Origin of the sequence: Paraburkholderia tropica, assembly GCF_900109265.1 — a bacterium.
In the GTDB taxonomy this organism is placed as follows: Bacteria; Pseudomonadota; Gammaproteobacteria; order Burkholderiales; family Burkholderiaceae; genus Paraburkholderia; species Paraburkholderia tropica.
Map to the genome: position 1 here is coordinate 334,384 of NZ_FNZM01000004.1, position 13,530 is coordinate 347,913.

Annotated in this window: 14 protein-coding genes; 10 read left to right on the forward strand and 4 right to left on the reverse strand. The window is 66.4% G+C overall.

Annotated features, from left to right (window positions below; translation table 11 throughout):
• Positions 1–122: 122 nt before the first annotated feature.
• Positions 123–299, forward strand: coding sequence for a DUF1328 domain-containing protein (locus tag BMY06_RS08205; RefSeq protein WP_074982537.1), 177 nt, complete (start codon positions 123–125; stop codon positions 297–299).
• A 372-nt stretch (positions 300–671) separates the two neighbouring features.
• A complete protein-coding gene (locus BMY06_RS08210) occupies positions 672–1,844 on the forward strand; it encodes a porin (RefSeq protein WP_065057965.1) in 1,173 nt (390 codons plus the stop codon).
• 99 nt (positions 1,845–1,943) lie between these two features.
• Here BMY06_RS08210 and BMY06_RS08215 read toward each other — a convergent pair whose 3' ends face one another.
• The 4 genes from BMY06_RS08215 to BMY06_RS08230 all read right to left on the reverse strand — a co-directional run bounded on the left by BMY06_RS08215 (position 1,944) and on the right by BMY06_RS08230 (position 6,993).
• The gene (locus tag BMY06_RS08215) at positions 1,944–2,339 is read right to left on the reverse strand and encodes a PPC domain-containing DNA-binding protein (protein WP_074982538.1); all 396 of its coding nucleotides are present in this window, start codon (positions 2,337–2,339) and stop codon (positions 1,944–1,946) included.
• A 265-nt stretch (positions 2,340–2,604) separates the two neighbouring features.
• Positions 2,605–3,762: a porin gene (locus BMY06_RS08220; protein ID WP_065057963.1), complete on the reverse strand. Its 1,158-nt coding sequence runs from the start codon at positions 3,760–3,762 to the stop codon at positions 2,605–2,607.
• A gap of 540 nt (positions 3,763–4,302) precedes the next feature.
• Positions 4,303–5,856, reverse strand: coding sequence for a DHA2 family efflux MFS transporter permease subunit (locus BMY06_RS08225; protein WP_074982540.1), 1,554 nt, complete (start codon positions 5,854–5,856; stop codon positions 4,303–4,305).
• Positions 5,857–6,051: 195 nt separating this feature from the next.
• Positions 6,052–6,993: a carbon-nitrogen hydrolase family protein gene (locus tag BMY06_RS08230; RefSeq protein WP_065057961.1), complete on the reverse strand. Its 942-nt coding sequence runs from the start codon at positions 6,991–6,993 to the stop codon at positions 6,052–6,054.
• A gap of 78 nt (positions 6,994–7,071) precedes the next feature.
• On the opposite strand from BMY06_RS08230, the gene BMY06_RS08235 reads away from it, so the two are divergent.
• The 8 genes from BMY06_RS08235 (at position 7,072) to BMY06_RS08270 (ending at position 13,507) form a co-directional block, all read left to right on the forward strand.
• Positions 7,072–8,013 (forward strand): LysR family transcriptional regulator, encoded by a 942-nt coding sequence (locus tag BMY06_RS08235; RefSeq protein WP_074982542.1) that lies wholly within the window; start codon positions 7,072–7,074, stop codon positions 8,011–8,013.
• 175 nt (positions 8,014–8,188) lie between these two features.
• Positions 8,189–8,506, forward strand: coding sequence for a YXWGXW repeat-containing protein (locus BMY06_RS08240; RefSeq protein WP_080180219.1), 318 nt, complete (start codon positions 8,189–8,191; stop codon positions 8,504–8,506).
• A 140-nt stretch (positions 8,507–8,646) separates the two neighbouring features.
• The gene (locus tag BMY06_RS08245; protein WP_390970037.1) at positions 8,647–9,402 is read left to right on the forward strand and encodes an RNA polymerase sigma factor; all 756 of its coding nucleotides are present in this window, start codon (positions 8,647–8,649) and stop codon (positions 9,400–9,402) included.
• Positions 9,399–9,905, forward strand: coding sequence for a hypothetical protein (locus BMY06_RS08250; protein ID WP_074982544.1), 507 nt, complete (start codon positions 9,399–9,401; stop codon positions 9,903–9,905). Before BMY06_RS08245 ends, BMY06_RS08250 begins: the two co-directional genes overlap by 4 nt.
• Complete coding sequence (locus BMY06_RS08255) at positions 9,902–10,450, forward strand: periplasmic heavy metal sensor (RefSeq protein ID WP_065059916.1); 549 nt, start codon at positions 9,902–9,904, stop codon at positions 10,448–10,450. The genes BMY06_RS08250 and BMY06_RS08255 overlap by 4 nt, the downstream gene beginning before the upstream one ends.
• Before the next feature lie 110 nt (positions 10,451–10,560).
• A complete protein-coding gene (locus BMY06_RS08260; protein ID WP_074982546.1) occupies positions 10,561–12,048 on the forward strand; it encodes a DUF1800 domain-containing protein in 1,488 nt (495 codons plus the stop codon).
• A gap of 3 nt (positions 12,049–12,051) precedes the next feature.
• Positions 12,052–13,203, forward strand: coding sequence for a DUF1501 domain-containing protein (locus BMY06_RS08265; RefSeq protein ID WP_074982548.1), 1,152 nt, complete (start codon positions 12,052–12,054; stop codon positions 13,201–13,203).
• A gap of 88 nt (positions 13,204–13,291) precedes the next feature.
• Positions 13,292–13,507, forward strand: coding sequence for a YXWGXW repeat-containing protein (locus tag BMY06_RS08270; protein WP_074982550.1), 216 nt, complete (start codon positions 13,292–13,294; stop codon positions 13,505–13,507).
• Positions 13,508–13,530 lie beyond the last annotated feature (23 nt).

Sequence of the window (13,530 nt, forward strand, 5' to 3'; positions counted from 1 at the left end):
GCCGGCGAAACCGCTCCGGGAACACCGTTTGCTCTCTGTCCGGAAGGTCAAACTGGCCTTGGCCGGGCGCCTGAAGCAATCAGGCGGTGTCCGGCTCGCCCACGCTCGTCAGGAGAAAACGAATGCTCAAGATGGCATTGTTCTTTGCTATTGTGGCCGTTGTTGCGGCCTTGTTTGGTTTTACGGGAGTCGCCGCCGGTGCGGCCGCGATCGCCAAGATTCTGTTTTTCATTTTCCTCGTGCTGTGCATCGCGTTTCTGGTGCTCGGTGTCTTCGTGGCTAAAAAGATCGTCGATTAGCCGTTCGTCGCGTTCGTCGATTAGCGCGTCAATCAGCGCATCAATTAGCGTCGCTCCCGCGCCACACATTCTGCAACGTGGCGCGGTTCGCCTGCCCTGTGCATCCGCTTTCAAGACCTTTCGGTGTGCTTCTCCGCGCACCTCGCCTCCCCTGTTCCGCGCGGTGTTCACGCCTGCCGTGCGCGATTCTAAATTTTCCGCATCAACAACTTAAACCATGTTTCATTTTTCAGGCCGTTTTCGACACGGACCTGTAATTGCATTTCCTTAAATTCTCGGTTCCCGCCGCACGGGCCCACAGATCCCCATCGGACTACTAATCACACGCTCTCCTGTCCGCGCGGCGAAATTCTTTTCATCTACGGAATCGACATGAAAAAAGCGTTGTTGAATACTCTCGCCCTCGCCACCGTGGCAGCGTCGTCGATGGCGCACGCACAAAGCAGCGTCACGCTGTACGGTACCGTCGACGCAGGGATCGACTACATCAGCAACCAGAAGTCGTCGGCGGGTCACGGCACGGCCTGGGCCGTGCAGTCGGGCAACCTGAGCACGAGCCGCTGGGGTCTGCGCGGCTCCGAAGATCTCGGTGGCGGCCTCAAGGCGATCTTCCAGCTCGAGAACGGCTTCTCGGTCGTCAACGGCAAGGGTTCGAACGGCGGCTATCTGTTCGGCCGGCAAGCCTGGGTCGGCCTCGCCAGCGATCAATACGGCTCGCTCACGCTGGGCCGCCAGTATGACGCGCTCGTCGACATGATCGCGCCGATGTCGGCAACGGGCTCGGGTTTCGGCGGCAATATCGCCGATCACCCGTTCGACAACGACAACCTGAATAACGACGTGCGCATGAACAACGCCGTCAAGTACCGCAGCCCGATCTACTCGGGCTTCCAGGTCGAAGGCGCCTACGCGTTCAGCAATCAGGGCGGCGGCTTCTCGATGAACAACGCGTACACCTTCGGCGCGTCGTGGAACGGCGGCCCGATCAACCTCGCGGTCGCGTACTTCCAGGGCAACAACCCGGGCTCGACCACGGGCGGCGCACTCTCCGCGGGCAGCAGCACCGACAACGATCCGATGTTTGTCAGCGCGCGTACGCGCACGCTCGGCGCAGGCGGCAGCTACACGATCGGCGCGGCCAAGGTGGGCGTGGTGTTCACGCGCACCATGATCGCTTCGCCGACGGAAATCGCGCAGGGCGGCTCGCTCAACACCTTCGACGCCGACTACCTCACGTTCAACAACTACGAAGTGAACGGCCGCTACCAGCTCACGCCGCAATTCAGCCTGGGCGGTTCGTACACCTACACCGACGGTTCGCTGAGCCGCGCGGCAGGCAATGCGTCGCCGCACTGGAACCAGTTCATGCTGCAGGCCGACTACGCGCTGTCGAAGCGCACCGATCTGTATCTTGAAGGCACGTATCAGCGCGTCTCGGGCGCGAACGGCATCGCCGTGCTGGGCAACGCGTCGATCTATAACCTCGCGGCTTCGTCGAGCAACACGCAAGCCGTGGTGGCCGCGGGCATGCGTCTGAAGTTCTAGGTCGCGCGCAGCGGTATAGCGGCTTGGTCGACAAGAAAACGGCGGCACGGTCATCGACCGTCCGCCGTTTTTTCACGTCCGCGTTTTCCGCGCTACACGTTACGCCTTGCGCACGACGAGTTCCATGAAGCCGGTTTGCGCATCGTGCTCGCGCGTGAACGCGTAGTCGGGCAACAGCATGAGCAGCACTTCGGCGGTTGTGCGCACGATGCAGCCGTGCGCGACGTGGCCGCCCGATACGCGGCCGTGTGCGTCGGACACGCTCGCATGCAGATGGGCGCCGTCGCGCGACAACGAACCGGCCAGCGTGAGAATTTCGAAATCGCCGCGCAGCGACGCCGGTGTATCGACGCCCGCATAGCGCAGTTCCACCGCGCTCAGGCTGCCGATGCCCTGCACCACGAACGCCGCCTGCACGCCGTGCCGGGCGAGCGCGGCGGCCAGTGTTTCGCGCAGATCGTCTCCGGGCGACAAACGTAAGGGCAACGCTTGCATCGGCGGACTCCGGTGTGAGATGGCGACTCACAGGGTAAAGCGGTTCCGTGCGCGCTGCAATAACTGACGATGCGTTCGTACGCACGATCGGGCGGCGCAAAAACATGCGCCACCAAAACAAACTGGCCCGCCAGCGAAACGCGCCTTGTGAGCGCGATCCGCATGACGGGCCAGTTCGATCGCCAGTCGAGCAGCGCGGGACCGGACCGGCCGATCCGGTTCGCGCGCCCTTCGTCTGACGATGAAGGCTTACATCAGGCTTCGATTAGAAGCGGTGACGCAGACCAACCGTAGCAGCGATCTGGTTCGGCGTCGTCGACGGCGACAGCGTGTTGATCATAGCCACGTTTGCCTGGTTGCCCAGCGAACCCGATGCGTGCTGGTAGACGCCTTCGACGTACACATCGGTACGCTTCGAGAGCGAGTAGTCAGCTTGCAGCGAAACGGTGTGCCACTTCGGATCCGTCGAGCCAGCCGAGTTCTTCAGCTTGCCGTCCGTGAACGTGTACGACGCGTCCAGGCTCAGAGCCGGGGTCAGCGCGTAACGGCCATTCAGTTCGAAGTTGTCGAGGTGCAGGTTCGTGTTGTTCGCGAACGTGTACAGCGTGTCGCCGCCTTGCGAGCCAGCGATCAGGCCTTCGTACTGCGTGTGGGTCCACACGAAGCCGACCGTTGCCGGGCCGTACGAGTAGTTCACGCCAGCGCCGAACGTGCGTTGCGTTTCAGCCGACAGGTTCGTGTTGTTGCCTGCGCCAGCCGAGTTCGCGCCGCTCGTGTTCGAGTTCGTGCGCGAGTTGTTCATTTGCAGGTAAGCAGCGGCTGCGTTCAGCGGGCCGTTGTTGTACGAAGCACCGACGCTCCATGCGCGGTTGTTCGAGAACTGGCCGGCGTCGTTGCTGAAGCCGTACAGGCCGCCGACCTTGAAGCCAGCGTAGTTCGCGCTCGTGTACTTCACTGCGTTCTTGATCGAGAACGAGTGGTCGAGGTTGTCGTTGTCGAACGGGTGAGCGGCCAGGTTGTTGCCGTAGCCAGCGCCTGCTTCCGACAGCGGCGACAGGTAGTCAACCATCGAGTCGTACTGGCGGCCCAGCGTCACCGTACCGAAGCGATCGCTTTGCAGACCAACGTAAGCCTGACGGTTGAACATGGTGTTGCTTTCCGTGTCCTTGCCGTTGTTCAGGTTAAAGCCGTTTTCCAACGTGAAGATCGCATGCAGACCGCCACCGAGGTCTTCGCTGCCCTTCAGGCCGAAGTACGTGTCGGACAGAGCGCCGCTGCCCTGGTTCCATTGCGAATGGCCGCCTGCGTTGTTCGCGTAGACGATACCCGCATCCAGCGAACCGTACAGCGTGACGCTGCTTTGTGCGTGAGCCGAAACTGCGAAGGCGCTCAGGACGCCCGCGATAATCAGAGTGTTCTTCATGACTTTCCTTAAATTGACATTCAGACTGACCTGAATGGATCCGGGTATTGGAGCCATCCCGGCAATCTCGCAGCGAAGTTTAAGTGCCAAAGTGCGCAAATCGCAGTACGCAAGTGCTGGAACAGATATTTGCGAAATCTGGAAATATCCGAAAATCGACGCTTAAAACCTTGTGCGCAAAGGGAAAAATCGAATCGCCCGCGTCATCTGTCTGTCACACGGCTGTGGCAATCACGCGACGCCACTGTCAAGATCACGAACTTGATTATTGTCAAAAGTGCGTTAATTCAAGGCTTGAGGCCATGGTAATATTTCCGGGTCTGAAGAAACTCCGGAACAGTTGCAACGGACAGGTGGGGTGGTCCGTTGCTGCGGGCCGCCCCATTTTTATTGGCGGCCCATGCGGCCAAACGTCGCGATTTCGCTGCGACAATGCGCTGTCAATTACGCCCGGCTTTCGCGTGCGTTTCAATCCCCGATTAAAAAACAACGGCCCGAAATATCGGGCCGTATTCATTTAAACGCAAAAAGTTCCCGTAATCAGTGGGCGCCGGCAGTATTTGAAGAATCTGCGGAACTTTTTGAAGGGCGCGTAATCCAGATGAGCGGAATAATGCCGATAAATATGAACGCCGAGATATAGAAAATGTCGTTCAGCCCCATTACCGCCGCCTGTGCGTCCACCGAGAAGTTGAACAGCCCATAGGCCGCGTCGGTGCTCACGTGCAGCGACTGGCGCGCCGACTCCACGCTCTGCATGAAGGCCGGATTGGTCACGCTGGCCTGCTCCGTGAGCCGCACGTGATGCAGGATCGTGCGGTCGTTCCAGGCGTTGCCGATCAGCGAGGTGCCCACCGCGCCGCAGAATGTGCGCGCGAAGTTCGAGAGCCCGGCGGCCGCCGGAATCTTCTCGGGCGGCAGCCCCGAAAGAATGATCGAGGTAAGCGGCACGAAGAACATCGCCATCGGAATGCCCTGCAGCAGCGTGGGCAGCACGAGGTCCCAGTGCGAGACGTCGGTGTAGAACTGCGTGCGCATGAGGAACACCGCGGCGAAGCCGATGAACGCGAGCGTGGCGATGTAGCGTGGGTCGCTACGCGGCAGAATGCGCCCGATGATCGGCGTGAGCACCACGGCGAAGATGCCGAGCGGCGCGGTGGTGAGACCCGAATCCACGGCACGGTAGCCGAGATAGCCCTGCATCCATTGCGGCAACAGCACGAGCGTGCCGAAGAACATGCCGTAGGCCACCGAGATCGAGATCGTGCCGCCCGCGAAATTGCGCTGCGAAAACAGGCGGATGTCGACCACCGGATTCTTTTCGGTCAGTTCCCACACCACGAAGAACGCGAAGCCCACCAGCGCCACGATCGCGAGCGCCACGATCAGCGGCGAATCGAACCACGCGAGATCCTTGCCCTTGTCGAGCATGATCTGCAGCGAGGCCACCCACACGACGAGCAGGATCAGCCCCACGCCGTCGATCGGCACGCGCCGCGTGGCCGACTCGCGGTCGCGATAGATGAACCACGTGACGGCGGCGGCGAACAGGCCCACCGGCACGTTGATATAGAAGATCCACGACCAGTTGTAGTCGTAGGTGATCCAGCCGCCGAGCGACGGCCCGGCGATCGGCCCGATCAGCGCGGTCATCGACCAGAGCGCGAGCGCCGTCGACGACTTCTGTTTGGGCCACGAGCCGAGCAGCAGCGCCTGCGAAAGCGGCGCGAGCGGTCCGGCCACCACGCCCTGCAGAATGCGCGCGGCGAGCAGCGTGGGCAGGTTCGGCGCCATGCCGCACAGCCACGAGGCCAGCACGAACAACAGGATCGAGGTGACGAACAGTTTCACCTGGCCGAAACGCTGCGTGAGCCAGCCGGTGAGCGGAATGGAAACGGCGTTGGCGGCCGCGAAGATCGTGATGACCCACGTGCCTTCGTCGACGGACACGCCGAGGTCGCCGGAAATGGTCGGGATGGCGACGTTCGCGATCGACGAATCGAGCACGTTCATGAACATCGCCAGCGACACGGCAATGGTGCCGAGCGCGAGCTTGCCGCCGCTGAGCGGCGCGGTGGATTGCGGTGCAGACATGGAGCGTGCGTGGAGTGATGGGCGGCGCCTCGCGGGCCACCCGGGAGCCTAACGGCCCCTCGCACGCCGATCAATGTCGCCGCGCGCATCAATCAATGACGCGGGCGGCAACAATGCGGCGCGCGAATCGCGCCGCGCGGCGCATGTTTCATCAGCAAATTACTTAGCGATACGAATCAACTCGACGCAGGCGATTCACAGGCCGCCAGGCTCGCCGCCCGTGAACTGCACGCTGCGCTTCGCGCGCTCGTCCACGTTCAGCGCGAACACGTCCGGACGGGCGTAATGGCCCACCACGTCGAAGTCGTAGCGCGCGCGGATCAGTTCGTCGGTGTCGATCTGTGCGACCACGAGGCCGGTCTCGCCGTGCAGCGGTCCCGCGAGGATTTCGCCGAGCGGCCCGACGATCACGCTGCCGCCATTGATCAGCGGACGCGCCGGATCCCAGCCCGGCACCTCGATGCCGAGCGCCGACGGCGACGGTTGCACCTGGCACGCGCTGATCACGAAACACCGCCCCTCGTGGGCAATATGTCGCATCGAGCATTGCCAGATCTCGCGCTCGTCGACGGTCGGCGCGCACCAGATCTGCACACCTTTCGCGTACATCGCCATGCGCAGCAGCGGCATGTGATTCTCCCAGCAGATCGCCGCGCCCGCCACGCCCGCCGCCGTGTTCACCACGGGCAGCGTCGATCCGTCGCCCTGCCCCCAGATCAGCCGTTCGGTGCCGGTCGGCATGAGCTTGCGGTGCTTCGCGACCAGCCCCGCCTGCGGATCGAAAAAGAGCGCCGTGCAATACAACGTGCTGCCCGCGCGTTCGATCACGCCGATCACGATCGACGCCCCGCAGCGCGCTGACAATTCGGCGAGCGCGGCCGTTTCCGCGCCCGGCACGTCGATGGCGTTCTCGTAGTAGGCCGCGAACGCCTCGCGTCCCTCGGGCAGACGGTAGCCCAGCCGCGTGCCGAAGATCTCGCCCTTCGGATAGCCGCCGAGCAGCGCCTCGGGCATGACCACGAGCTGCGCGCCCGAGTCGCGGATCGCCGCCTCGAATGACAGGATGTGCTCGAGCGTTGCGGCCTTGCCCTGCGCCGACGAGCCGATCTGCAATGCCGCCACCTTCGATTTCGACATGATGTTCTCCGTATGTGTGCGTGTCCGTATCATGGCGGGATCGCCACCGCGCGCCCACCGGCGCAGTCCATTTCAGCTATGCCTGCGAGTGATATCTCCGACGTCGACCTGAATCTGCTGAAGATCTTCGAAGCACTCTTCGAGGAAGGCGGCGCGAGCCGTGCGGCGATCCGCCTCGACATGACGCAGCCCGCGGTCAGCGCGGCGCTCAAGCGTCTGCGGGAACTCTATGCCGACCGCCTGTTCACGCCGACCGGACGCGGCCTCGCGCCGACCGCGCGCGCCCGCGAGCTGAAGCCGCTGATCAGCGAAGCGCTCGACAAATGCCGCCAGTCGCTCGCGATCGCCTCGCCGCACGCGACGCACTTTCACGGCCGCGCCGTCGCCATCGGCCTCTCCGACGACTTCGAACTCGCGCTCGGCCAGCCGATCATGATGCACCTCGCGCGGCACGCGCCGGGCCTGCGTGTGATCTTTCGCCAGACCTACAGCCAGATCGTGAGCGACAGCCTCGCCAATCAGGAAATCGATCTGGCGATCGCGGCGGGCGGCTTTTCCGCGCGCGGGCTCAGCCATCAGGCGCTCGGTCAGGGCGATTACGCGTGCCTGCTGGACGCCGCGTCGTGCCCGCCCGGCGACAGGAACACGCGTGAGAGCAACGGCCTGACGCTCGATGCCTTCGTCGCGCGCGGCCATATTCTCGTGTCGTCGGGCGGCGTGGTGGGCATCGTCGACGAAGCGCTCGCGGCGCACGGCCTGAAGCGCAACGTGATCGCATCGACCACGCATTTCGCGGCGCTGCCGCATCTGCTCGCGGGCACCCGGGCCGTGGCCACGATTCCGCGCCACGCCGCGCGCGCCATCGCGGCGCTCACCGGCCTGCGCATGGTGGCGTGCCCGCTCGCGCTGCCGGGCTATCCGATCGAACTGGGCTGGCGCGCCAGCGCGATGCGCGACGCGGCCATCGTGCGCGTGCGCGATGCCGTGGCGGCGTGTGCGCCGGCGTTGCTCGCGCCGTAATGCTCGCACCGTAAACCGAACGCAAGGATCGCGCTCGAAGCGCCCGAAAACCGGCCCGCACGCCACATCGAAAAAATTTTCACCTCTCCCGCGACGGATTTCTCCGCCTCACTCCGTTCAATTCGCACAAGGGCCACGCCAGCACCGCGCCCGTCACGAAAGAGGGAGAGTTTCCATGTCGAACCCGTCGCTTCGCACGCTCGTCAGCGCCGCCGTTCTGGCGCTCGCCAGCGTTTCGTTTGCCGTGCCGGTCACCGCATTCGCGCAGACCGTCATCATCGCGCCGCACGCGCCGCCGCCGATGCGCGTCGAAACCGTACCGCCGCCGCGTCCCGGCTTCGTCTGGGATCCGGGCCACTGGCACTGGGCGCACGGAGACTACGTCTGGCGTCCCGGTCACTGGCAGCCGGTGCGCGCGGGCTACCACTGGGTGCCGGGCCACTGGATCGCTCACGGTCCGAACTGGCGCTGGGTGCCGGGCCACTGGGCCTGAACCCGTCCAGGTGAATGACTCCGACCGAACCGGCGCACGATCATGAAGATCCTCATCCTGCTCACGCTCGCGGCGGCCATCCTGACCGGCTGCGTCGTGGTACCGGCCCGTCCGGCCTACTACCGGCCCGCGGTCGTCGTATATTGAACGTTCGCGAACCGGCCGACGCCGCTACGGCGGCGCACCGCGCACCGGCCCACGCCCTGGGAGGGGACGACGATGAGACTCGTGCGGCGCAGGCAGGCGGCACCGCGCCCGATGCCGCGGCGGCGGTTGCTGCACCGGCAGCGGCCCCATCCGCGCCACCCGCATCCGCCGCGCCGCGGCGTCGCGCCTTGAACGAGCGCGACCCCGACGCGGAACTCGTCGCGCGCGTCGGCGCACGCGACGCCGGCGCGGTGCGCACGCTCGTCCTGAGCAAGCTGCCGCGCCTGCTCGCGCTCGCCACCCGCATGCTCGGCGACCGCATGGAAGCCGAAGACATCGCCCAGGAGGCCTTCGTGCGCATCTGGAAACAGGCGCCTCACTGGCGCAGCGGCGAAGCGCGCTTCGACACCTGGCTGCACCGCGTCGCGCTCAATCTCTGCTACGACCGTCTGCGCGGCCGTCGCGAGGAGCCCGCCGAGACGCTGCCCGACGAAGCCGATCCGGCCGCCACGCCCGATCTGCGCATCGAAGCCCGCACGCGCGACGAACGCGTGCGCGCGGCGCTGGCCGCGCTGCCCGTGCGGCAACGCGAAGCGCTCGTGCTCACGTACTATCAAGAGCTTTCGAATCTCGAGGCGGCCGGCCTGATGGACATTTCGGTCGACGCGCTCGAAAGCCTGCTGGCGCGCGCCCGGCGCACCCTGCGCGCACAACTGGCCGGTGATGGCGCCGGCAAGGACTCCGCATGACACCCGAACGATTCCACACTCTCGTCGAAGCGTGGGGCGCCGACCCGCGGCGCTGGCCGCAGGCGGAACGCGCCGACGCGCTCGCCTGGGCGCGCACGCATCGCGCCGAAGCCGATGCCGCGCTCGATGCCGCGCTCGAACTCGACGCGTGGCTCGCCCGCGACATGGTCGCGCCGCCCTCGCGCGCGCTCGTCGAGCAGATCGTGGCGAGCGCGCCCGCGCCGGTGCCCCAGCGACCCGTTCGCGCCGATGCATCGTCGAAACGCCGGCGCTTCTGGTGGTCGGGCGCGGCGTTCGCGGGCGCGGGACTCGCGGGCGCCGTGGCGGGCGCGCTCGCGATGTCGCTGATGCTGCTCGGCCATCCGGCGGCGTCCGTGTACGGCCCGCGGGCCGCGTTCGAATCGCGCGACGCGGCCCGGGACGCCGCGCACGAATTCACCCACGAAAGCAGCTATCTGGGATCGAGTGTCGGCGATGCCGGCGACGACGGGAGCGACGAATGAACGGCCGTTCCTGGAAAGCGCTGCTGGTGGGATCGGTGCTGCTCAACGTGTTTCTGCTCGGCGCGATTGCAGGCGGCGCGTGGCGCTGGTTCGCCGCGCGCGGCGCGATCGATACGCTAACGCAGATGCAGACGCAAAGCCCGCCGACGCCGATGGCGCGCGCGGCGCTGCGTTTCGCCACCGACGGCCTGACGCCCGAGCGTCAACAACAGTTCATCGACGCGCTCAAGGCCGCGCGCCGCGCAGGCCGCGAGGATGCACGCGCCGCTCGCGAAGATCGCCGCGAGGTGCTCGATCTGCTTGCCGCGCCGCAACTCGACCGCGCCGCGCTCGACACCGCGCTCGCGCACACGCGCGAAGCGGACAGCGCCTTGCGCGCGAAGGTGGAAAGCGGCGTCGCCGACTATGCCGCGACGCTCACGCCCGACGAGCGCCTGAAGTTTGTCGAAGGTTTGAGGCGCAGCGGTCAATGGCGACTGCCCGCGCCGCGCAAAGCGCCGCGCGCCGCCGCGAGCGCGGCCAGCGAGGCGGGCGAGACGAACTGACGTCGCGCGGCATCGCGTGACAGAACCAGCGCAAAAAAATCGCGATCCTCGCGACGGATTCCCGACGCCACCGCGTTTAAGGGAAATACGCCACGTCACGAGGAGCGCGCATGAACAGCTTGCCGACCGCCCGCGCCGCCGCGATCGCCATGAATCGCTTCGGCCTCGGCGCGCGCCCCGACGAAGCGCCGCCCGACAATCCGCCGCATTGGCTGCTCGATCAGTTCGCGCGCTATGAAGCGCTGCCCGCCGCCTGGCGCGATCAGCCCGGCGCGATCGCGCTTACGACGCGCTTCGGCGAGGAGCGTCAGCAAGGTTTGAGCGGCGATATGGCGGCCAACAGCGCGGCCAACAGCGCGACGAACAGCGCGATGAAAGACGCCGCCAGCGACGCCGCGCCCGCCACATCGACTCAGGCCAAACGTCAAGCCGTGAATCGCACGATCCGGCGCGAAGGCGTCGAGGTCTATCGCAGCGCCGTGAACGCGCGCCTCGACAGCGCCTTGCAGACGGACACGCCCTTCGTCGAGCGCCTCGTCCACTTCTGGTCGAATCACTTTGCGGTTTCCGTCGACAAACCCGCGCTCGCCGGACTCGCCGGTTCGTTCGAGATGGAAGCGATCCGCCCGCACGTGCTCGGCACTTTCGACGCGTTGCTGGTCGCCGTCGAACAGCACGCGGCCATGCAGGTCTTTCTCGATCAGATCCGCTCGGTCGGCCCGAACAGCCGCGCCGCGCTGCGCGCCGATCAACGCGATCCCTCGCATCAACGCGGTCTCAACGAGAATCTCGCGCGCGAAATCATGGAGCTGCACACGCTCGGCGTGCGCACCGGCTACACGCAGGCCGACGTCACCGAATTCGCGCGCGCGCTCACGGGCTGGAGCGTGGCGGGCGTGCGCGGCCCGCAACCGGGCAACGCCGCGCCCGGCGCGTTCGTGTTTCGGCCCGCGCTGCACGAGCCCGGCACGCGCACCGTGATGGGTCGCCAATATGATCAGGATGACGAACGACAGGCGCTCGCGATTCTGCACGACCTCGCGCACGCGCCGCCGACGAGCCGCCATATCGCGTTTCAGCTCGCGCGTCATTTCGTGGCCGACAATCCGCCGCCCGCGCTCACCGACCGCCTCGCGCAAGTGTTCGAGCAAAGCGGCGGCGATCTGCCGAGCGTCTATCGCGCGCTGGTGGAAGCGCCGCAAGCCTGGTCCGCCGACGACGCCAAGTTCAAGACGCCGTGGGACTGGACCGTCTCGTCGATGCGCGCGCTCGGCTGGCGCGATCGCGGCGGCTCGGGCGGCCTGAACGCCGCGCCGCTGCTCACGCAACTGGGCCAGCCCGTGTGGCGGCCCGGCTCGCCCGCGGGCTACGACGACATCGCCGCAAGCTGGGCCGCACCCGACGCGCTCGTGCGCCGCGTCGAAGTCGCGCAACGCTTCGCCGCGCGTGTCGGCGACACGCTCGACCCACGCACGCTCGGTCAGAGCGTGCTGCCCGGCACGCTCGGCGCGCCCACGGCCACGGCCGTCGCGCACGCCGAAAGCGCGCAGACCGCCGTCGCGCTGCTGCTCGTCTCGCCCGACTTTTTGAGGAGATAACGCATGCTCTCCCGTCGCCACTTTCTGCGCGTCGCCGCCGCCGGCGCGGGCGCGATGCTCGTCGCGCCGCAACTCGTTTTCGCGAGCGCGGCCACCGATCGCCGCTTCGTGTTCGTGATCCAGCGCGGCGCCGCCGACGGCCTGAACATCGTCGTGCCCTATGCCGATCCCGCTTACGCGTCGCTGCGCGGCGCGCTCGCCATCGACACGGACAAGGCCGCGAAACTCGACGGCACGTTCGCGCTGCATCCGTCGCTCGCGCAGACCGCGCAACTGTATCGATCGGGGCAGGCGCTGTTCGTTCACGCGATCGCTTCGCCGTATCGCGACCGCTCGCATTTCGACGGCCAGAACGTGCTCGAAACGGGCGGGCGCGCGCCGTATCAGGTGAAGGACGGCTGGCTCAATCGCCTCGTTGCGCAAATCGGTCCGACGCGCGGCGACAGCGCCATCGCGCTCGCGCCCACGGTGCCGCTCGCTTTGCGTGGCGCGGCGCACGCAACGTCGTATGCGCCCTCCGCGCTGCCCGCCGCGTCGGACGATCTGCTCACGCGCGTCTCCGCGCTTTACGAGAGCGACGTGCAATTGCGCGGCCTCTGGACCTCGGCGATGAACGCACGCGGCCTCGCGGGCGACGCGAGCGCGAAGCAGGACCCGGCCAGTCTCGGCAAGCTCGCCGCCGATTTTCTGGCGCGCCCGGACGGCCCGCGCATCGCGATGATCGAGACCGGCGGCTGGGACACGCACAGCGCGCAGAACGCGCGGCTCGGCAATCAGCTGAAGGCGCTCGACACGATGCTCGCCGCGCTGCGCAGCGGGCTCGGTCCGGTATGGGACAAGACCAGCGTGCTGGTGGCGACGGAGTTCGGCCGCACCGCCGCCGCGAACGGCACCGGCGGCACCGACCACGGCCAGGGATCCGTGGCGATGCTGATGGGCGGCGCGGTCGCGGGCGGACGCGTGATCGCCGACTGGCCCGGCCTGCGCAACGCCGACCTCTACGAAGGACGCGATCTCAAACCGACTGCTTCGCTCGATGCGCTCATCGCAGGGGCCGCCGCGGAAAGCCTCGGCCTCGATCCGCAACGCACGGCTGCCGCGCTGTTCGCCGAAGCAGGCACGACGCGGCCGATGACGGGTTTGATCCGCACATGACAAGACGCCTGGCGCGACGCAATTCGCAGCGCCGGACGCATCCCCGCACGACCAACAAGCCAATCACACATCAAGGAGGAACCCGATCATGAAAACGAAGCCGATGCTGCTCACCGCTTTGTTCACGAGCGCCGCGCTGCTTTCGGCCTGCGTGGTGGAGCCCGCGCGGCCGCCCGAGCCGGCCCCGCGCGTCGAGGTCGTGCCGCCCGCGCCGTCGCCCGGTTATCACTGGGTGAAGGGCCACTACCGCTGGGAAGGCAATCACTGGGCGTGGATGCCTGGACACTGGGTTGCGGCTTATTGATCGCCACGAATCCGGACACGAAA